This window comes from Anaerotruncus sp. AF02-27 (assembly GCF_003465835.1).
GTDB lineage: Bacteria > Bacillota > Clostridia > Oscillospirales > Ruminococcaceae > Anaerotruncus > Anaerotruncus rubiinfantis.
On sequence record NZ_QSBX01000002.1, the window covers coordinates 201,638 to 220,782 of the forward strand.

A 19,145-nucleotide genomic window follows, 5' to 3' on the forward strand; every position below is an offset into this window, starting at 1 on the left:
CTATCCGGGTCGTTTAACGGCCGCGCCACTCCCGCAGCGCTTCAGCGGTCATCTTCTCCAGAGACGCTTCTCCATCGGACACGATCCACTTTTCATGCAGTGAAACCATTCGCTGCTTAAAATCCTGCTCATAGGCCTTGCTCATACTGTCAAACCCCTCAAAGACAGGCGCAACAAAAAACTGATAGTCCCGGTACATTTCGGTGACCGCAACCAGCATCTTTTTGATGCGGTAGTCCTCTACACGTTCAATTTCCGTTTCCATTCGGTTTTCAAAGGCTTCCTTGCTTACCGGCAGATACCCGGTGGATGCAATGAACCGCATGTTCTGTTCTGGGGCAGTAAACCAGCGCAAAAAAACCGCGCTGGCATATTCGTGCGTCAAATCGCTTTTGGACACCATCATACCATTTCCGCGTTGAATGGCGATCTTTTCCCCGCCTTCGAACACCGGAAACGGCAAAATGCTGTATTCCACCCGCTCCACCCGTCCATCCGGATGGGTGATGGTGTCCCCATAAAAAAGAATCCCCGCGGAGGATCCCGTGGAACAGACCAGATCCCCGGTTTTTGAAAGGTCGGAGGAATAGCCGTCATAAATAGCGAACGCCCCCGTTATGGCGGGCGGGCAGACCGCTTCCCATATGCGGCGGTAGGAGTCTCCATCCAGGTTTAGATTTTCCGCATCAAACAGGGAATCTCCCTGCTGGCGCATGCCCGCCTGCGCCAGATTCACCCAGGAATCGGCCGCGTAAAAGGCCTTGCCGTCATTGGGAACGTCCGGCGTTTTTGCATCGGTCCAATCGTAATATTTCTGTGCCGCGTCCGCCAACCCTTCGAATGTGGAAAAACACTCCATCGTAACCTGGTTTTCCACCGCAAACTGGTCAAACAGGGTCTGATTCAGGTATAAAATTTCGGTTGATTTCGAAATTGGAAAGACGTAAAGGCCATCGCCTATACGCCCCTCTTCCACAAACTGCGGCACATAACCAGCCAGTTCTTCCTCTGTGAAATAGTCATCCAAATTGGCAAGCATCCCCTTCTGCTGAAAAAGGATCGCCGTCTTGGGGTAGGCAGTTGCGATATCAGGCATTGCCGGAGCCCCCGGATCGCCCGATGCGATCATATTCAGGCTTTTTTGCAGCTCTGCGCTGGATGTGATGGCCGTGACATTAATAATGATCCCCTGTTCCCGGCCCACGGTACTGTTGAATTCATCTATCAAGGCATCTATGGTCGTCTGCATTTCGCCGCCAAAATTATGCCACATGGAAACAGTCACAGGTTCCTTCGGGTTCAGTGGGGATTTCCCCGCGGCCTTCGCACATCCGGCGGTCAGCAGCGCAAGGGCAACAAGCAGAACTGTAAAATGCTTCAATCTACTTTTCAATTCGAGTCCCTCCCTCTCGATAATACAGGTTTTTCTTTTCAGCAGACTCCCCTCTCTGTTTTAGTATAGCACATCATATTGTTTCAAACAATATTTTTTTAGGAGACAGATTTGTAATTTCAAAAAATTATTTATTCATATTTTATCTTTAAATTACATTTTTACTTCAAAAATCAGTCCAATTTTCAGAAAACCACCCCATTTTTTACCGGTTGGGTGGGGACTTCTCCGGTCTTACAGCGTAAAATAAGTGCAGAAAACAAAAACAATCCTGTGACTCAAAAGCCTTTATTCAAACAAGATTTTTGATGCTCGCAGAAAGATGGGGGGTGGTTTTCCATGACCGAAAACGAAAAGCAGGGTTTGAAAGAGGTAATTCTTGAACAAGTCCAATCGATGAACCGGGAAGAACTGAAGCAGACTTTGGAATTTCTCAGTCTGCTTCAAAAACAAAAGGGTAACGGCATGGAGGTGAAATGAGTTGTTTGAAAAACTGCACTCCACCAGCCAGTATAAAATTGTGGAAGAGACCGCGAACGGCAGGCGGTATTGCTTCTACTGTGATGTCTCAAAGACTGCGGTTTTCACTACCGGTCCGGTCTGTGCGGATTCTCCCGAAACAGAATTGCTGCTTGCTTGGGGACAGGCCCGCTCCTATTTTAACGGCTGCAGTGAATGTGGGAGATGGATCCGGGACGAAGCCTATAACATCGACGAAATGAAATGCATCGAATGCGCGCCTAATAAAATCATACCGCGCTTCTGCACCGACTGTGGTTCCCCGCTGGAAAGCGGAACGGACCGCTGTCCCCGATGCGGACGGCAGCCGGGCAATCGTGTGGCCGCGGGATGAGAGAAGCGGCCGTCTTTCTGACAAGCCGTCTCCTTGTTTTTTCGGTTTGCGGCTGCCGGCCCGGAACATAAACGGCGTGAAAACGTCTGTCTGCGCCGCCATTGGCCGCAAGTCAGAAACCGGCGGAGCCTCATCCGCTGCGGACACGAAGTCATCGAGAAAAATTAAATTTTAATATTGGGAGGTTTTTGTTATGGCATTTTTCGACAAATTGGGGGATCTGGCAAAGAATATCGGGGATAAGACTTCAGACGCAATTGAAACCAATAAGCTGAACAGCAAAATTAACACGGAAAACGCCGCAGCGGGTGAAGAATTAAAAAAAATAGGCGCGTATTATTATGAGCTCTTTGCAACGGACGGCGCTGCGGCACCGGAGGTGCTGGAATTCTGTCAAAACGCCAAGGCTCATTACGATGCATCAGCACAGGCACAAGCGGAAATCGACCGCATCAAAGCGGAAAATGAAGCGGCACAAGCTGCTGCAGATCCCATTCCCGCCTCCACTGATGATTCCGGCGAACCGATCTGCCCTGCCTGCGGAACGGTCAACACCCCCGGTACCAAGTTCTGCTGCGAATGCGGCGGCAAGTTGGAATCCCCAGCTCCCCCGGAACCTTCCAAAGACATCTGTCCCGCATGCGGAGCGGCCAACGCCCCCGATACCAGATTCTGCTGCGAATGCGGTTCCAAGCTGGAAGTTCCAGAACGGCGGATCTGTCCAAACTGCGGCACCGCAGCTGAACAGGGCATAAAGTTCTGCAACGAATGTGGAACTAAAATCGGATAAGGAGGCATTAACAATGACCGCAAAACAAATCTTCTCCAAAACCATGCCCTTCGTCTGGGCAAAGCTGCTGCTGGGGCTCGCAACGGTTCTGATCTCTGTAGTGCTGTTCGCTGTCCTCATGGGAATCGGTTGGCTCTTCGGTGAAAACGGCATGCTGATCAGCTTCATCATCTGGATCAGCGCCACTGGCTTTATACGCTTTGCCATCATGCACTATATGGGATACCTCGTCAAGGCCGGGCATATCGCGGTCATCAGTGAAACAATTGCAACCGGCCGCGTACCGGACAATCAGGTGGCATACGGCAAAGCCAAAGTCATCGAACGCTTTGCCACCTCGAACGTCTATTTTCTCATCGATAAACTTGTGTCCGGCGCGGTCAAACAGCTTCAGAATTCCCTGCAGAAGGTAGGCAACGCGCTCGATTTCATTCCTGGTATGCAGGCAGTCACCGGAATGGGCAAATTCTTCATTGAAATCTCGCTTGGTTACATCGACGAATGCTGTCTCGGCTGGACCTTCTATCAAACGGAGCAGGGCGCCTTCAAAAGCGCGGCGGACGGCGTTGTAATCTATGCGCAGAACTGGAAACACCTTTTGAAAAGCGCGGCAAAAACAATGCTCATGGTCGTTTTGCTCACTGGCGCTATCATCATCGGGGTGTTCGTCGTACTGGGACTGATATTCAAGCTTCTGGGCTGGAGCCCGCTGGCGGCGTTCCTGTTGGCCTGCTTCGTCGCTTTCACCATCAAATTCGCGTTTGTCGACAGCTGGATCATGATCAAGATGATGGTCTCCTATATGGAGGTTGCGCCTTCCACCCGGATCACCTTTGATCTTTACAGCAAGCTCTGCGGCCTGTCCGTCAAATTTAGGGAGCTGTTCCAGAAAGGCAAGGAGGAAGGCGGCCCGCAGCCGGCTTACGCTACGGCAGGTGCCGGCGGTGCACCCGCCGCAGCCCCTGCCATGAGAACCCCTGCTGTCTCGGCGGCATCGACGCCAGCGACAGCCGCAGCGGGAGGAACAAAACCGCTGTTCTGCGGCCAATGCGGCACGCGAAACGATTCCGGTACCAAGTTCTGCGGTTCCTGCGGTGCAAAGCTTTAATTGTAGAAGAGGAATAACCCAAAAACTGTTTGATAGGAAAGGGAGTATTTAGAATGAAAAAGATACTGGCTTTCGCTTTGGCACTTGTGATGATCCTGACACTGGCCGCCTGCGGCAGCGGCAACAAAAAAGCGATCGTGGGCAGCTGGGAGCTGACTGACGGCGAATCGGCCACATTTGGGCTGGGATTTACCTTTGAAAAGGACGGAACCTTGACGCTCGGCATCCCAGGGCTCGAGGACAGCGACGAATATGCCGACGTGATGAAGGGACTGGGCGCTATCATGAGCATGAAATACAAGATCAAAAGTGACAGTGTGATCGAGGTTACAATGAGTGCTCTGATGGGGCTGGGTGGAAAAGAAACCATTGAGGTCAGCTACTCCCTTAATGGCGATACGCTCGTCTTCGACGGCGCCACCTACAAACGTCTGAAATAACATACGCCTCCCCCACAAGTATATCCATTTCGAGAAGAGGAGGAATTCTTTTGGCAAATCGGTTTTGTACGTCCTGCGGCGCGCAGCTGGAGGATGATAAAAAGTTCTGTACCAGCTGCGGGGCTCCAGCGGAGGGAAAACCAGAACAAGAACCCGCAATGGCCGCCGCCGCTGTTTCCGGAGCACAGACACACTCCCCGGACCCCATGCCCGCACAGCCTCCTTACCAGTTATATCAGCAGCCTCAACCCGTTTATCAGCAGACACCACCCCCTCCGCCTGCCCCAATACCGGTTTCTGCCGCAGACAGCGATCTTCCGCCCCCCGCAGGAAGTAAATACGCACCTATTGGGCTGGGAGGATGGATCGGAATCATGCTGTTGATGCTGATTCCAATCGTGAACATCATTCTACTGATCGTATGGGCTTGCGGCGGCTGCAAAAAGGTCACCAAGCGCAGCTTTGCACGTGCCAGCCTGATTTTGATGGCGGTCGGAATTGTCCTCAGCCTTGCCATTGGGCTGATGGCCCGCAGCTTTATCAACAAAGCCATCGACGTGGCCGCTCAGGAATCCGGCTTTTCCGCAGTCTCCGGCCTAAGCGGTCTATTGGGTGGCAGGGATGCAGACGAAAGCAAAAAAAGCGGGGCCGGCGATCTGAGCGCGCTCAGCGGACTGGGCGGAAATGGCAGTAACAGCAGCGATGACAGTGGAGCCAGTGACCTCGACGAACTTTCTTCCCTGCTCGGTATTTTAGGCGGGTTGGAAGCCCTCTCCGGCGGTGAAGGTGGCTCTGGCCTCGATTTGGAAGCCCTGAACGCACTCGCCGGCGCCGCTGATGCGGCGGAAGGCGCGTCCGGCAATGGAATAGGCGACGGGACTTCCGGCGGCGGAGCAGTCACCAAAGGCTGGCCCGCAGGACTGCGGCCCTATCCGTTTGGAAACGTTTCGCAGCCGATGGATTACCGCACGGAGATCAGCGGAACCAGCCGTGAAGAGATGGTTTCCTACATCGGTTCACTCAAGAGCGACGGCTTTGTCTTCCAGGATTTTCTGGAGTTCGGATTTACCGAGGAGGAGATGCTCAGCTCGATGGACGGCTGGTGGGCTACCGATGGAAAACTCTATATCAGCATCTCCTACTATGACGGCGTCGTCACTGTGGATTATCTCACCGAAAAGCCCACGATGGAAAGCCTGATGGAAATGATGGGCGGCTGAGCATAAACCGGGATCTTCCTGATACTTCGATTCCTAATTTCATAAAACTACAGGAATCTTCTGGAGACGCGTCGGAACACATGAAGCTGATCCAGGCAAACCTCACAGCGGCCGAATTCAAAACGTCGGCAACGGAGAAGAAAGAACGAGACGCGCCGAAAAAGAATCATCGGATAAAAGCTTTTGGATCTGTACAAATTGCGGAGCCAAGCTGAAGCGGGACACTAATTCTGCGGACGGTACGGTTCCCGGTTTTAATTTGAGAGGAGGAATTCTAATGGCATTCTGTGGAAAATGCGGTACAAAATTTGAAGACGGGGCACGCTTTTGCCCCTCCTGCGGGGCGCCCTCTGCAAGCGCCGCTCCTAGGCAGGCGGCAGCCACCGCTACCCACGCTCCCCCGCAGGCGGCGCCTGCGGCACACCAGCAGCCGGCCGCACCTGGTTCGCCCATGCAGGCCGACCTGCAGGACGCGCAGGACAACAAGGTCATGGCGGTGCTGGCCTACATCATTTTCCTGATTCCGCTCTTCGCGGCAAAAGATTCAAAATTCGCGCGGTTTCATACCAACCAGGGTATCATCCTGGTGATCGGGGCGATCATCTATGGAGTCCTGTTCAGCGTCCTCAGCGGCATCCTGTTTGCTATCTCATGGCAGCTTGGACTGGCCGTGACCGGTATCCTGGGGCTGGTTGGATGGGTGTTCACCGTATTTGCAATCATCGGCATCGTCCACGCCTGTAAAGGCGAGATGAAACCCCTGCCGCTTATCGGCGGAATCAAAATTCTGAAATAAGTACTGTGAACAGGTGGGGCGGTCTTGTCCCGCCTGTTTTTGTCCTGCCAATTTGCAGCGGCGGTTTCCACCTGCCGCACAGGCAGATTCATCTTTCATTATTTCCCTGTATAAGTATCCATCCTAAGATATGAATCGATAGGGATATGTGATTGCATGACTGTCAAAGTTTTTTTATAATAAAGCTAAGCCAACCGTTCTCTCTACCCCAGTTTTTAAAATGGCAACGACATCATTCGGCTACACAGAATTGACAGCGCTGTGGGATACTCCCGCAGCGCCTTTCTTTATTATTTTTCGATCCTGGCGGCAGCTCATGATCTCTGTGCCATTGGACATAATAGCAAAAAACCATTATTGGGAGGCTTTATTATGGGCAGTTATTTAAAAAAAGATATGATCCAGGCGTATGGAAAGGCCTTGGCAGCGGAAGAGCGCAGCCAAGGCACCATCGAGAAATATCTGCGGGACGTGGAAGGGTTTGCTTCCTGGCTGAATAACCAAGAACTCAATAAGGAATCGGCAGCAAGCTGGAAGGAGCACCTGCTTGCCGCGGGATATATGCCGGTCACCATCAACTCGATGCTCTCTGCGGTCAATGGATTTCTGCGCTTCATCGGACGGGAGGATTGCCGCGTCAGGTTTCTGCGGATTCAGCGCCATCTGTTTCGCGACCCGGCACGTGACCTGAGCCGGAATGACTATGAACGCTTGCTGCAGGCCGCCAAAGCGCATGGAAATTTCCGTCTGCATCTGCTCATGGAGACGATCTGCGCCACCGGTATTCGGGTGAGCGAATTGAAGTATATCACACTAGAAGCGGTCCGCACTGGCCGGGCGCAGATCTCCCTCAAGGGAAAAATCCGCACCATTCTGCTGCCAGGAAAGCTCTGCCGCAAGCTGCAAAAATATGCGCAAAAAAATAAAATCGCCTCCGGTGAGCTCTTTCTCACCAGAAGCGGAAGGGGAATTTCCAGAAGACAGGTTTGGTATGAGATGAAACAGCTGTGCAGGCACGCAGGAATTGAAGCCAGCAAGGTATTCCCACACAATCTCAGGCATCTTTTCGCCACAGCATTTTATAAAGTGTGCAGAGATATCGCTAAACTCGCGGATATACTGGGACACTCCAGTATTGAAACCACCCGGATTTATCTGATTTCCACCGGCGCGGAACATGTGAAACAGCTGGAGCAGCTCGGACTGGTTCATTAAGTACGAAATCAGTATTTTGAGATTTACTTGCGGAAGAATCATTCGCCTTCTTTTGAAAAATCGATAAGCAGCTTCTCAAAATTAGACTGATCAAACAGAAAAAGGCATCAGAAGGGTAAGGCCACAAAGCGCAGATACTTTTGTGGTCTGTTTTTTTATGCCCGAAATCGAAAAGATCTTGCCGGTGTCAGTATAAAATGATATAATAAATGCGAATTATATCGTATGTATTTTAATTAAACGTGCAGATGAATCTCAAAATACTGATTTTGTAACAAAACAAGGAGCGGGTTTGAATATGGGAGCAACATCCGCCAGTAAGTCTCGCACACATGTCCAGTCGGAGACGCTGTCAATAATCGAGCGCAAAAGCCTGCCGGAATATGCCGCTTATATCATTGTTCGCATGGATGCCGGCGGACTGGATATCCCTTCCGGAAAGCTGTTTAACGCCTTTCTCCAAAAACCGGTTTCTTTCACCGGACTCAGCGACATGCTTCTCAAGATGGATCAAATCTATGACTTTTTAGATTTTCCGCAGGCAACCCGGGAGGACCGGACCTTCGCCTGGAAAAAACAGCCGAAGTATGACCGGCTCGCCCCGTATCAGCCACGTTATTTTAAGCGCAGCACGCCGAACTTACACGGTAGAGCGGGGCTCACATTGGTTGTTCAGACGCGCTATCGGCAAAATGGCAGTTGGCAGGGCACTGTCCGCTGCCCTCAGTTGGGCAAAACGGCCAACTATGTCAGCGCCCTGCAATTTTTAAAGCTGACGGCAGAAGCGATTCATACAATCACAGCGAAAAAAGATGGGGGTGCCATAGTATGCAAATCAGACTGCCACTAAAAGGAAACGGATGTCTGCTGGATGATCTGGCAAAGCTGGCTGGATGCGAATATCTTTCCGACCTGCGCCATTGTCCGTATTACCGCTATCCCCTCTTCCTCGTCCTGCCCCAGATTCCAGCTGAGGATTATTCCGTCAGCGAGTGGAACCGTGCGATCGGATACATATTGGGACAACCCGCTGACTTTCCCACTGCGGCACAGGCCTATCAATTCTTGACGCGGGCGTTGGCCGAATACACAGGAAACGCAAATCTTCCCCAAAATACCGTTAAGACGCGCTGAAACGTGATATCCGCCGATGAGGGCGCGAGCCGTAATGCAGACAGCGATGCCGTCTTGCCAGCCGCAGCCTGCAACTTTGTTGCCACGGCGATGGTGGCGGCAATCGACCGTTGCAGGGGACAAAATTGTTGGTGACGATCGCGATCAAACGCTCACGCGGGGAATCTATAATGCGCGCTCCGGTAATCCCCGCGGCATTACATCCAAATCCCATACACATGGTCAGGGCCTGCTTTCCGCACGCGGAGCAGCGTTTGAAGCTGCGGTCCAGGTTAAACGCCACGCGCGGCAGATAACCGGAATCCTCCAGAAGCGTGAACAGCGGGAAAAAAATTGCCATCGGCGGAAGCATTACTGCGACAACCCATGCCAAAACCCGATAGACTCCCTGAACAAGAACGCCCTCGACCCAGGCGGGCGTCCCAAGCCAAAGGAAGAAATCGGTCAGCCGGTCCTGAATCCAGAAGAGCCCGGTGGAAAGCATCTGTGAAGGGTAGTTCGCGCCTGTGATGGTCAGCCAGAACACTAGGGCAAGAAGAAGGAGCATCACTGGAATTCCAGTCGCGCGGCTGGTAAAAATTTTATCAAGCCGCCGGTCTCCATCATTGTAACCTGCCTTGTCAAAGGATACCACATCGGCACAGGCCTCCTCCGCTTGGAGGACAATCGAAGAAACGATGATGTCACGCAACTTTTCCACTGAAATCTTCTGTTCATTCATCAGTTCCCGCGCTTCTCCCAGCGCACAGGAAACAGCTTCATCCGTACGGATATCAATCTGCATGGAATTGTTGAGTGCTTCAATCAGCTGGGTATCCTCAGAAAGAAGCTTTAGGGCGATCCAGCGGGATGGGATTCCCGCTATCTGCAGATCGTCTATAGCGGGCTGCAGCAATGCGATCGTCTGTTCCACCACTTTCGGATATCGCAGACGGCGCGCGGCGCAGTCCGGATGTTCCACAATCTCCCCTACCCGGTCCATCAGCTCTTCCAGACCTTCATGTGAGCGGGCGCTTGTGCCGACTACCGGCACACCGATCTGCTCGGAAAGCTTTTTAAAGTCGATCCGGATCCGTTTTTTACGCGCCTCGTCCATAAGATTCACACAGACGACCACTCGGCCGGTGATTTCCAGCGTTTGAAGGACAAGGTTCATATTGCGTTCAAGGCAGGTCGCGTCGCATACGACAATCACCGCATCCGGGGAACCGAAGCAGATAAAATCCCGTGCGACCTCCTCCTCCACCGAATGGGCCAGAAGAGAATAGGTACCAGGAATATCCACCATAATGTAATCGGTCCCTTTGTGGGTATACCGGCCCTGTGCGTTTGTGACCGTCTTTCCCGGCCAGTTTCCCGTATGCTGGTTTAAGCCCGTCAGTTCATTGAAAACAGTACTTTTTCCCACGTTCGGATTACCCGCGAGGGCAATCACACGCTGCCCTTCTCTTCTGTCAATGATGAATTCGCCGTCCACCGCATGTTTGCCGGTGGAAAAGGATGTCAATCCCACTGTAATTCCCCCTCATGCGTTAGTGATACTGAACCAATATGTTTCTGGAATCCTCCGAACGCAGCGCAATCACAGCCCCGCGAATGTAATATGCGACTGGGTCGCCCGAGGGGCTTTTCTGCAGGCATTCCACATCCGTTCCCTCAATCAGGCCGATATCCTGCAGGCGGCGGCGCATGCTTCCTGTTGTAAAAAGATTGATCACTTTTGCCACGCTGCCTTCTGGGACAGCACTCAGCGGTATCATATCTTGATTCATTGTCATAATCTCCACTCGTAAATTTTTCGGGATGTATTACCCCTTAGTAAGCTATTCAGCCGGAGGCGGGATTGACACTGCCATTCCGCCCTGCCAATAACCGCCCTATTAAAACGCCTGTGTGCAGAAACCGCGTGGCTCGAAGGCATCAGCCACGCGGTTTTCACAGTGATCTTTTATTTTTGGCAATCCGGACGGTGCAGAAATTCATTTGGCCCGCCCTTTCTCTGGAAGCCCGCGCAGCATTGTCCCTTCCAGCGGCCTTGGTGCGCGCGGACTTTCCGGCAGCCCTCGCTTGTCGTACATCTCGGTCATGTGTTTCCAGAAATGCTTTGGCATGTGGTTGCGGCGGCATTCGGGATTATAACGGCCTTCGACGCCGATGGTGTCATAATAATGCCTCCAGAGTTTTCGGAATGCCTGTTCAGTTTCGTCTGCGGGCGGAAGCTCCAGATCCTCCACTTCTTGGATCACAGCCTCATAGGGACGATAAAACAGCGCCTGTCCGTGCGTTCGGTCGAAGATAAGGAAGGTCTCTTCCGGCAGGCGCTCAGCATAGTGCCGCCGGATATGCGGCAACACCATCGCCTTCGGTTCGATTTCCGACACCAGCGCCCCGTTATAATCCGAAAAGCGCAGGAATTCTTTATAATAATGCGCTTCGTTGCGCACCGCACGTGAAAGCTTAAAAATCCGGTCCACCGCCGGGTCGGCGTACATACCGGTCACCCGTACGCCGCACTGATAGGCGCGGCGTACGAAAGCGCAGATCGCCTCTTCCCGTCCGTCCGCGCCGGAAAGCCAAGCGTCGGACGTCCACCACGGCACCTCCCCGCCGATCTTGAGAAGCGATTTCCAGACCCGCGCGGCATGCGCCTGGTCGGTCATGACCGAATGCACCGGGTAGAGGGAAGGCTCGCCGTCCAGCAGGATTGCCGCCGGGATTTCATGGCGGGTGTAGCTGTCGAAGATACAGCACAGAACCCCGGCAAAGGTTCCGTCAAAGCTGTAAGCTAAATCTGTCCGGTCAGGCATTGGGCAAAATCCTCCTTCGTCGGGCTGCGGTCAAAAAGCGAAAGCTGCTGCGGGGCTTCCTCCGGCAAACGGGCACGCTCGAAGTCACGTTCGGAGATGAGCGCCCGCAAAACCCCGTCAGGCGTGACCTTGAGCCCCTCAGCCATCTTCCCGCGGCAGAGCAGGAAATACTGCGCGCGTTTTAATACCACGCCGATTTTTTTGAGCCCGTCGAAATCGAGCGCGCTGTTCCGGCGCGCCGCGAGAATCCGTTGGGCGCTCTTCACGCCGATGCCCGGGACCCGCAGCAGCATTTCGTACGGCGCGGTATTCACCTCCACCGGGAACTGTTCCATATGGTTGATCGCCCAGTTGCATTTCGGGTCTACCAGGGGATTAAAGCTCTGATGCTGCTCATCGAGCAGTTCAGACGCGTCGAACCCATAGAAGCGCAGCAGCCAGTCGGCCTGATAGAGCCGATGTTCCCGCAGAAGCGGCGGTTTTGTATCGATCGCGGGCAGAAGGCTGTCCGCCTGCACTGGCATATAGGCCGAAAAGAACACCCGCTTGAGGCTGTATTTCTTGTAAAGCCCCTGGGTAAGGTTCAAAATCTGGTAGTCGGTATCCGGAGTCGCTCCGATAATCATCTGGGTGCTCTGACCGGCAGGCGCGAACTTCGGCGCGTGGCGGTAACGGACGAGGTCAGTACTGTTCTGTTTGATGCCGTCGCGGATAAAACCCATCGGGCCCAAGATCGAGTTTTTCGACTTGTCCGGCGCGAGAAGCGCAAGACTCTTCTGGCTCGGCAGCTCGATATTGATGCTCATGCGGTCGGCCAGCATCCCCAGGCGGGTGATGAGCGCGTCATCCGCGCCGGGAATCGCCTTGACGTGGATATAACCGCCAAAGCGGTATTCATTGCGCAGAAGCTCCAGCGCAATGATCATCTGTTCACAGGTGTAATCCGGGCTTTTCAGAACGCCGGAGGATAGGAACAGGCCTTCGATATAGTTGCGGCGGTAAAACTGGATGGTAAGCTCCGCAAGCTCGCGCGGTGAGAAAACCGCCCGGCGTGTATCGTTCGAGCGGCGGTTGACGCAATATCTGCAGTCATAAATGCAACTGTTGGTCATCAGAACCTTGAGCAGCGAGATGCAGCGGCCGTCCGCAGCAAAGCTGTGGCAGATGCCGGCCTTGACACAGGAGCCGATGCCGCCCTTCTGCGCAGGCCGGTCAACGCCGCTCGAGGTGCATGCGACATCATACTTTGCCGCATCCGACAGAATTTCCAGTTTATCCATAAGCTCCATGGTATCCGCCTCCAAAAGAACATTTGTTCTTTTTACAGTTTATCACGAACCCGCTGTCCTGTCAACGATCTTCACGGAAATGGCCGCTGGGAAGTTTTTTCGCGTCTTTAGGGTTTACAAACGTTTTTGGAGGCAATATAATGATCATGGAACTTTATTGTCTCTAAACAAAGCGAACATCGAAAAAGGGAGCAAAATCATGAAGCAATTCACACTTGACGAACAGGCTTTTCTGCAGGATCTGGCGGGCCTTCTGCGGATCAGGAGCGTCAACGGCGACTGCGGCCCGGTTTCCCCTTTTGCGCCGCTCGGCGAAGGGGTTTCCCGCGCCATCGATTATATGATGGCAATCGGAACCCGTTTTGGTTTCAGGACCAAAAATGTTGATGGCTACTGCTGCTGGATTGAGATGGGTGAAGGGGACGAAATGGCCGGCATTCTCGCGCATCTCGACACCGTCTCGGTCGATGACGGCTGGGCAGCCGAACCATTCGGCGCCACGCTCATTGACGGCTGCATCTACGGCCGCGGCGTGAGCGACGACAAAGGCCCGGCTCTGCTCGCGCTCTACGCAATGAAAGCGGTCGCGGACAGCGGCATAAAGCTCACAAAACGTGTCCGACTCATCCTTGGCGGCGACGAAGAAGGCGGCGCATGGCGCTGTATGGAGCGCTATAAGCAGACCGAAGAAATCCCGGCTTGCGCCTTTACGCCCGACGCAGCCTATCCGACCACTTACGCGGAGAAAGGAATTCTGCGCGTGCGGATCTTCCGCACACTCGGCGCGGGGATCACGCCGCTTACTTTGTCCTGTGGAAAGGCGATCAACGTCGTGCCCGCGTTCGCTTCGGCGCGCACGGACGGCGTCCTCTACACCGCGGAAGGCAGGGCCGCCCATGCGATGGAACCCCATAAAGGTGACAACGCGCTCTTAAAGCTTTGTAGAAATCTTTCTGAAAACGGGGTCAAACATCCGTTTATCGATCTTTGTGCAATGGCGGACGCCGGTTCGCTCGGCATCGATTTTGAGGACGAAGCTTCCGGCAGGCTCACCATCAACCCATCGATTGCAAAGGTTGACGAAACCTCCGCCGAGCTTTCCTGCGACATCCGCGTACCGGTCACGGTGGGAACCGAACGGGTACTGGAAGCGATCGCCAGAGCGGTTGCGCCGCTCGGATTCTCTGTAGAGGAAACGAGCTGCACCCCACCGCTTTATGTAAAGCGGGATTCCGACCTCGTGCAAAAATTGCAGGAGGTCTATCACGCCTGCACCGGTTATGACGATCCGCCCGCGATGACCGGCGGCGGAACCTATGCGCGTGCCTTCCCGAATGCGGTTTCGTTCGGCGCTCTTCTGCCCGGCGACGAGATCACCTACCACCAGACCAACGAGCGATGGAAACTCTCTTCGATGCAGAAAAATCTTACGATCATGGCGAATGCCGTGATCGCTCTGGCGCAATAGCGCCCTGCGCCGTTTTCCGGCGCGATATCGTAATTATGAGGATGTGTACCCGTTGAAGAATGAAAACCAGGGAAAACTGATTTTCCTGAAAAATGAAAACGAATTCAAACCTTTTGTCCCGGCCGAGAAGGTCATGCCCGAGTTTACCTTCACATCGGTGCTGCTTGGCTGCCTGCTCGCTGTCGTGTTCGGCGCCGCGAATGCCTATCTCGGCCTGCGTGTCGGCATCACCGTCGCCGCTTCGATCCCCGCAGCGGTCATCTCGATGGGCGTACTGCGGGGCATCATGAAAAAGGACTCGATCCTTGAGAATAACATGGTTCAGACGATCGGCTCGGCTGGCGAATCAGTCGCGGCGGGCGCGATCTTCACCCTCCCCGCCCTGTTCATGTGGATGAACGAATGGGGCTATGATGTGGGGCCATCCCAGATCGGTATTTTTCTGATCGCGCTTTCCGGCGGTGTGCTGGGCGTGCTGTTCATGATCCCGCTGCGTCGCGCGCTCATCGTACGCGACCATGGCGTGCTCCCTTACCCGGAAGGCACCGCCTGCTCCGAAGTGCTGCTCGCTGGCGAGGAAGGCGGATCGAAAGCCTCCACTGTTTTTGCCGGCATGGGGATCGGCGCGCTTTACAAGCTGTTTGCCGATGGACTCAATATCTTCCCGAGCCGCGTCTATTTTGAAAGCACCGTCCGATATAAAGGCGCTGCCGTCGGCGTCGACGTGATGCCCGCGCTGCTTGGCGTTGGTTATATCTGCGGCCCGAAGGTTTCCTCCTACATATTTTCGGGCGGCATACTCAGCTGGCTCATCATTATGCCGCTCATCTCGCTGTTCGGCGGGGATACGGTCATTTTCCCGGCCAGCATGTCGATTGCGGACATGTCCGCCACCAATATATGGGAAAATTATATTCGTTATATTGGCGCGGCTGCCATCGCTACCGCCGGAATCATCACATTGCTCAAACTCGCACCCCTGCTGCTGCGCACCTTTGCCCGCGCGATCAAAGGTTATTTCGGTTATGGCGAGCAGCAAAGCGGCCTGCGTACCGACGACGACCTGCCGATGCGCTACTGTGTTGTGGGGATCATCGTCACCATTATGGTTGTATGGATTTCACCCGCGGTTCCGGTCACATTGGTCGGTTCGCTGATTATCGTTGTTTTCGGATTTTTCTCTGCGGCGGTTTCCTCCCGGCTGGTCGGCTTGATCGGTTCGTCCAATAACCCGATTTCCGGGATCGGCTTGGTGACGCTTCTGTTCTCAGCGCTGCTGCTCAAAGTCTTTGGGGATACCGGGCCGAGCGGAATGGTTGGAGCGATCGAAATCTCCTCGGTCATCTGCATCATTGTGGCAATCGCCGGCGATACTTCGCAGGACCTCAAAACCGGTTATATCCTCGGCGCAACCCCGCGCAAGCAGCAGATAGGCGAGCTCATCGGGGTGCTGGTGTCCGCGCTCACCATTGGCAGCGTGTTATACTTGCTCAATGCCGCCTGGGGCGGTTTCGGCAAGGTTGACCTGCCAGCTCCGCAGGCGATGCTTATGAAAATGCTGGTCGAAGGTGTCATGAATGGAAACCTTCCATGGTCGCTCATCTTCGCCGGAATTGGGATCACCATTGTAGTAGCCTTGCTGGGAATTCCTGTTCTGCCGTTTGCGGTCGGTCTTTATCTGCCGATTTACCTGTCCATGCCGATCATGATCGGCGGCCTTGTTCGCCTGTGGCTGGAGCGCCGCCGGCTGCGGCAGGAGGAAACCCGCAAGACGGCGATTGACAACGGCATCCTCTATACATCCGGTATGATCGCCGGGGAAGGACTTTTGGGGGTGTTGCTTGCAATCTGCGCCATCATCCCGATGACAGTGGACGGGGCCGCATCCACATTTGCCGCTTTCCTCGATATCTCCGACCGGTTCACCCTGGGCAGTATTGGAAGCCTTTGTTTCTTTGCGCTGCTGATTCTGGCGCTTCTGCGGAGTACGGCCTGGAAAAAGGATAAAATTGTAAAGTAAAGAATATGCGGGCGCAGGACCGGCCGGTTCTGCGCCCAATTCAGACCGGAGGCCTTTATGGCAAAAAAAGCACAGCAGAACCTTCTGGATTTTATCCCGATCCGCGCCTTTTCCTTTCAGCAGCAGGAGAATGGACTGGTCACGGTCACCGTCCCTCACACCGGTTTTTTTGACAGGCTTGCGCAACTTCTGTTTCATAAGCCCACGCAAAGCCTGATCAGTCTCGACAAATTCGGCTCCTTTATCTGGCTGCAGATCGACGGGCAGCGCACGGTCTATGAAATCGGGCTGCTCGTACAAAAACAGTTTGGGAAAGCCGCCGAGCCGCTTTTTGAACGTCTTTCCACCTTTTTTATCACCCTCAGGCAGAATCGCTTCATCACCTGGAAATAAGGAGAAACCTTTATGCAATGGATGATCCTTCTGGCCGCCGGGGCCTTCCTCTGGTGGCAGGACAACGCCATCGCCATCACCAAAATTCCGGTCCAGAGTCCTAAAGTTCCAGACGGATTTGATCAGTTCCGGATCGCGCAGATTTCCGACCTGCACAACAAACGCTTTGGTAAAGGACAAAAACGCCTGCTCCAAAAGCTTAGCGAGGCCGATCCCGGCCTCATCGTCGTCACCGGCGACCTCATCGACAAGCGCCGCACCGCTGCCCGCAGGATGTCCCCTGCCTTTGAATTTCTGGCCGGCGCCCGCAAAATCGCGCCGGTTGTATATGTCTGTGGGAACCACGAACAGCGCAGGCCCGCGCTCTACGAATTGCTGAAGCGCAGGATGGAGGAGCTCGGCATCCAAAATCTTGACGACTGCGGGACAAGCTTTTCCCATGCGGACGGCGCCATTTCGCTCATCGGCCTGATGGACCGTACCGCGTTGCGCAAAGCCATCCGCGATGCCGTTCCGCCGATCCTTTCCAATCTATGTTGCCGATATGACGGCTTTCGGGTCCTACTTGCCCACCGTCCTGACCTTTTCAGTCTCTATGCGGCCGAAAAGGTGGATCTTATCTTCTCCGGGCATGCGCACGGCGGGCAGATCCGCCTGCCGGGAATCGGCGGGATTCTCGCCCCGCCCCAGGGTTTTTTCCCGCCGCTCACCAGCGGCCTGCACCAAAAAGCCGGCTCCCAGATTGTGGTGAGCCGTGGTCTGGGCAACAGCCTTTTTCCGCTGCGAATTTTCAACCGGCCGGAGCTGGTAATTGTGACGCTGGAAAAAACGGACAAAAATAAAAAGAACAGCCGCTGAGCGGCTGTTCTTTTTATTTTTCAGAAATTGAAATTGTCCGGGTCCGAACCCAGGCGGGTGTTGCGGTTGAGACCGTCAATGGTCTCCATATCGGTATCCGAAAGCACGAAATCGAAAATCTTCATGTTTGAGACGATCCGCTCCTGGTGGGTCGATTTGGCCAGCACGACGGTATCGCGCTGAATCGCCCAGCGCAAAGCGATCTGCGCCGGCGTCCTTTCATACTTTTGGGCGAGCGCACGCAGCGTTTCATCCTCCAGCAGATTTCCCCCGGTTCCGCCGAGCGGGCGGTAAGCCTCCACCACGATCCTTCTGGCTTTGCAGTAATCGATCAGCTCCTGGTTGCTGAAATACGGATGCGCCTCAATCTGGTTGACGGCGGGCGCGATCTTCGCGGTTTTCTCCAGGCATTCCAAATGCCGTTTCTGGAAATTGCTCACGCCGATAGCTTTGATCTTGCCTTCCTGATAAAGCTCCTCCATAACCGCCCAGGCCCTTTCATAACCGTCCGCAGGCCAGTGGATCAGATACAGATCCACATAGTCGGTCTGTAACGCCGCGAGGCTTTCTGCAAACGCTTCCCGGGTGCGCCCCGCGCGGATATCATCGTTCCAAAGCTTAGTCGTGAGGAAGATCTCTTCCCGGGGGACTTTGCTCTCCTGGATTCCCAGGCCGACACCTTTCTCATTTCCATAGACCTTTGCGGTGTCAATATGGCGATAACCGGCTTCCAAAGCCCATTTCACCGCGCTGACCGTTTGTTCGCCTTCCGGCGTCTTAAAAACGCCCAGACCGAACTGTGGGATTTTCACGCCATTATTCAGTGAAACTTCCTGCATTCTGCTTCATCTCCCCCGCTTTATTCCTGCCAATCTTTGCAGACGTCAATCCACTTGAGCGCCTTGGAATACTCGAACAGCTCCTCGCAGGAAAGCTCAATTGCGGAATTGCTGCTGCCTGCGGATGGGAAAACCGTATCAAACCGTTTGAGAGAAATGTCGAGGTAAACCTCCACACCTTCGTTCTCAATGGCAAACGGACAGACACCACCCACCGAACATCCTGTATAAGCGATCACCTCATCCGGGGAAAGCATCTTTGCCTTGATCGAAAATTCCTGTTTGAACTTGCTGTTATCGATGCGCGCATCTCCGGCCATGACAATGAGGATGCAGCCATCCTCATGCCGCTTAAAGGACAGGGTTTTGGCAATCCGAGCCGGGATGACGCCTGCGGCCTGCGCCGCCAATTCCACTGTTGCACTGGAAACCGGGAATTCCAAAACATCCCCTTCCCGGCCGACCGTGGCAAAATAAGCTTTTACCTTTTCGATAGACACTTTTTAACTTCTCCTTCTGGGA

General features: G+C 54.0%; 20 protein-coding genes and 2 pseudogenes. 15 read left to right on the plus strand and 7 right to left on the minus strand.

Annotated elements, in window-relative coordinates; translation table 11 throughout:
- Positions 1–13 precede the first annotated feature (13 nt).
- The gene (locus tag DWV16_RS03055) at positions 14–1,393 is read right to left on the minus strand and encodes an extracellular solute-binding protein (protein WP_147349416.1); all 1,380 of its coding nucleotides are present in this window, start codon (positions 1,391–1,393) and stop codon (positions 14–16) included.
- A 339-nt stretch (positions 1,394–1,732) separates the two neighbouring features.
- Between DWV16_RS03055 and DWV16_RS18960 the strand changes: the two genes are divergently transcribed.
- From DWV16_RS18960 to DWV16_RS03100, 11 genes and pseudogenes are all read left to right on the plus strand, one after another.
- Positions 1,733–1,873 (plus strand): hypothetical protein, encoded by a 141-nt coding sequence (locus tag DWV16_RS18960; RefSeq protein ID WP_154018892.1) that lies wholly within the window; start codon positions 1,733–1,735, stop codon positions 1,871–1,873.
- Between the two features lies 1 nt (position 1,874).
- Positions 1,875–2,246 carry a hypothetical protein gene (locus DWV16_RS03060; RefSeq protein ID WP_118477753.1) on the plus strand — a complete coding sequence of 124 codons (372 nt, stop codon included), beginning with the start codon at positions 1,875–1,877 and terminating at the stop codon, positions 2,244–2,246.
- A gap of 193 nt (positions 2,247–2,439) precedes the next feature.
- The gene (locus tag DWV16_RS03065) at positions 2,440–3,036 is read left to right on the plus strand and encodes a zinc ribbon domain-containing protein (RefSeq protein WP_158572763.1); all 597 of its coding nucleotides are present in this window, start codon (positions 2,440–2,442) and stop codon (positions 3,034–3,036) included.
- A 13-nt stretch (positions 3,037–3,049) separates the two neighbouring features.
- On the plus strand, positions 3,050–4,144 hold the full coding sequence (locus DWV16_RS03070; protein WP_118477754.1) for a zinc ribbon domain-containing protein: 1,095 nt from the start codon (positions 3,050–3,052) through the stop codon (positions 4,142–4,144).
- A 53-nt stretch (positions 4,145–4,197) separates the two neighbouring features.
- Complete coding sequence (locus DWV16_RS03075) at positions 4,198–4,584, plus strand: hypothetical protein (RefSeq protein WP_066459311.1); 387 nt, start codon at positions 4,198–4,200, stop codon at positions 4,582–4,584.
- 50 nt (positions 4,585–4,634) lie between these two features.
- Positions 4,635–4,706: pseudogene (locus tag DWV16_RS19500) on the plus strand (zinc-ribbon domain-containing protein); the annotation flags it as partial.
- 252 nt (positions 4,707–4,958) lie between these two features.
- The gene (locus DWV16_RS03080; protein WP_243007269.1) at positions 4,959–5,804 is read left to right on the plus strand and encodes a hypothetical protein; all 846 of its coding nucleotides are present in this window, start codon (positions 4,959–4,961) and stop codon (positions 5,802–5,804) included.
- Positions 5,805–5,919: 115 nt separating this feature from the next.
- Positions 5,920–6,600, plus strand: a complete 681-nt coding sequence (locus DWV16_RS19505; RefSeq protein WP_255420045.1) for a zinc-ribbon domain-containing protein — start codon at positions 5,920–5,922, stop codon at positions 6,598–6,600.
- Positions 6,601–6,972: 372 nt separating this feature from the next.
- Positions 6,973–7,815, plus strand: a complete 843-nt coding sequence (locus DWV16_RS03090) for a tyrosine-type recombinase/integrase (protein WP_066459304.1) — start codon at positions 6,973–6,975, stop codon at positions 7,813–7,815.
- Between the two features lie 298 nt (positions 7,816–8,113).
- Positions 8,114–8,665 carry a hypothetical protein gene (locus tag DWV16_RS03095; RefSeq protein ID WP_066459302.1) on the plus strand — a complete coding sequence of 184 codons (552 nt, stop codon included), beginning with the start codon at positions 8,114–8,116 and terminating at the stop codon, positions 8,663–8,665.
- A complete protein-coding gene (locus tag DWV16_RS03100; protein WP_118477757.1) occupies positions 8,644–8,949 on the plus strand; it encodes a hypothetical protein in 306 nt (101 codons plus the stop codon). Before DWV16_RS03095 ends, DWV16_RS03100 begins: the two co-directional genes overlap by 22 nt.
- Before the next feature lie 97 nt (positions 8,950–9,046).
- On the opposite strand, the pseudogene feoB reads toward DWV16_RS03100, so the two are convergent.
- The 4 genes and pseudogenes from feoB to DWV16_RS03120 form a co-directional block, all read right to left on the minus strand.
- A pseudogene (feoB, locus tag DWV16_RS03105) lies at positions 9,047–10,462 on the minus strand (ferrous iron transport protein B); the annotation flags it as partial.
- 19 nt (positions 10,463–10,481) lie between these two features.
- A complete protein-coding gene (locus DWV16_RS03110) occupies positions 10,482–10,721 on the minus strand; it encodes a FeoA family protein (protein WP_066459296.1) in 240 nt (79 codons plus the stop codon).
- Positions 10,722–10,928: 207 nt separating this feature from the next.
- Positions 10,929–11,756 (minus strand): TIGR03915 family putative DNA repair protein, encoded by an 828-nt coding sequence (locus DWV16_RS03115; RefSeq protein ID WP_066460454.1) that lies wholly within the window; start codon positions 11,754–11,756, stop codon positions 10,929–10,931.
- Positions 11,735–13,045: a putative DNA modification/repair radical SAM protein gene (locus DWV16_RS03120; protein ID WP_118477759.1), complete on the minus strand. Its 1,311-nt coding sequence runs from the start codon at positions 13,043–13,045 to the stop codon at positions 11,735–11,737. The genes DWV16_RS03115 and DWV16_RS03120 overlap by 22 nt, the downstream gene beginning before the upstream one ends.
- A gap of 199 nt (positions 13,046–13,244) precedes the next feature.
- On the opposite strand from DWV16_RS03120, the gene DWV16_RS03125 reads away from it, so the two are divergent.
- The 4 genes from DWV16_RS03125 to DWV16_RS03140 all read left to right on the plus strand — a co-directional run bounded on the left by DWV16_RS03125 (position 13,245) and on the right by DWV16_RS03140 (position 17,784).
- A complete protein-coding gene (locus tag DWV16_RS03125; RefSeq protein ID WP_118477831.1) occupies positions 13,245–14,513 on the plus strand; it encodes a Sapep family Mn(2+)-dependent dipeptidase in 1,269 nt (422 codons plus the stop codon).
- Positions 14,514–14,646: 133 nt separating this feature from the next.
- Positions 14,647–16,533, plus strand: a complete 1,887-nt coding sequence (locus DWV16_RS03130) for an OPT family oligopeptide transporter (protein ID WP_341423468.1) — start codon at positions 14,647–14,649, stop codon at positions 16,531–16,533.
- A gap of 57 nt (positions 16,534–16,590) precedes the next feature.
- Positions 16,591–16,926: a PqqD family protein gene (locus DWV16_RS03135; RefSeq protein WP_118477760.1), complete on the plus strand. Its 336-nt coding sequence runs from the start codon at positions 16,591–16,593 to the stop codon at positions 16,924–16,926.
- A gap of 12 nt (positions 16,927–16,938) precedes the next feature.
- Positions 16,939–17,784, plus strand: coding sequence for a metallophosphoesterase (locus DWV16_RS03140; RefSeq protein ID WP_118477761.1), 846 nt, complete (start codon positions 16,939–16,941; stop codon positions 17,782–17,784).
- Positions 17,785–17,804: 20 nt separating this feature from the next.
- On the opposite strand, the gene DWV16_RS03145 is transcribed toward DWV16_RS03140, so the two are convergent.
- A complete protein-coding gene (locus tag DWV16_RS03145) occupies positions 17,805–18,623 on the minus strand; it encodes an aldo/keto reductase (protein WP_118477762.1) in 819 nt (272 codons plus the stop codon).
- Between the two features lie 20 nt (positions 18,624–18,643).
- Positions 18,644–19,123, minus strand: coding sequence for a YbaK/EbsC family protein (locus DWV16_RS03150; protein WP_066459284.1), 480 nt, complete (start codon positions 19,121–19,123; stop codon positions 18,644–18,646).
- Positions 19,124–19,145: the final 22 nt, after the last annotated feature.

What these genes read in the sequence shown, in the direction of transcription:
- DWV16_RS18960 (WP_154018892.1), top strand. Translation starts at nt 1,733, where the DNA reads ATGACCGAAAACGAAAAGCAGGGTTTGAAAGAGGTAATTCTTGAACAA.
- DWV16_RS03065 (WP_158572763.1), top strand. Translation starts at nt 2,440, where the DNA reads ATGGCATTTTTCGACAAATTGGGGGATCTGGCAAAGAATATCGGGGAT.
- DWV16_RS03070 (WP_118477754.1), top strand. Translation starts at nt 3,050, where the DNA reads ATGACCGCAAAACAAATCTTCTCCAAAACCATGCCCTTCGTCTGGGCA.
- DWV16_RS03075 (WP_066459311.1), top strand. Translation starts at nt 4,198, where the DNA reads ATGAAAAAGATACTGGCTTTCGCTTTGGCACTTGTGATGATCCTGACA.
- DWV16_RS03080 (WP_243007269.1), top strand. Translation starts at nt 4,959, where the DNA reads ATGCTGTTGATGCTGATTCCAATCGTGAACATCATTCTACTGATCGTA.
- DWV16_RS03090 (WP_066459304.1), top strand. Translation starts at nt 6,973, where the DNA reads ATGGGCAGTTATTTAAAAAAAGATATGATCCAGGCGTATGGAAAGGCC.
- DWV16_RS03095 (WP_066459302.1), top strand. Translation starts at nt 8,114, where the DNA reads ATGGGAGCAACATCCGCCAGTAAGTCTCGCACACATGTCCAGTCGGAG.
- DWV16_RS03100 (WP_118477757.1), top strand. Translation starts at nt 8,644, where the DNA reads ATGCAAATCAGACTGCCACTAAAAGGAAACGGATGTCTGCTGGATGAT.
- DWV16_RS03110 (WP_066459296.1), bottom strand. Translation starts at nt 10,721, where the DNA reads ATGAATCAAGATATGATACCGCTGAGTGCTGTCCCAGAAGGCAGCGTG.
- DWV16_RS03115 (WP_066460454.1), bottom strand. Translation starts at nt 11,756, where the DNA reads ATGCCTGACCGGACAGATTTAGCTTACAGCTTTGACGGAACCTTTGCC.
- DWV16_RS03120 (WP_118477759.1), bottom strand. Translation starts at nt 13,045, where the DNA reads ATGGAGCTTATGGATAAACTGGAAATTCTGTCGGATGCGGCAAAGTAT.
- DWV16_RS03125 (WP_118477831.1), top strand. Translation starts at nt 13,245, where the DNA reads ATGAAGCAATTCACACTTGACGAACAGGCTTTTCTGCAGGATCTGGCG.
- DWV16_RS03130 (WP_341423468.1), top strand. Translation starts at nt 14,647, where the DNA reads ATGCCCGAGTTTACCTTCACATCGGTGCTGCTTGGCTGCCTGCTCGCT.
- DWV16_RS03135 (WP_118477760.1), top strand. Translation starts at nt 16,591, where the DNA reads ATGGCAAAAAAAGCACAGCAGAACCTTCTGGATTTTATCCCGATCCGC.
- DWV16_RS03140 (WP_118477761.1), top strand. Translation starts at nt 16,939, where the DNA reads ATGCAATGGATGATCCTTCTGGCCGCCGGGGCCTTCCTCTGGTGGCAG.
- DWV16_RS03145 (WP_118477762.1), bottom strand. Translation starts at nt 18,623, where the DNA reads ATGCAGGAAGTTTCACTGAATAATGGCGTGAAAATCCCACAGTTCGGT.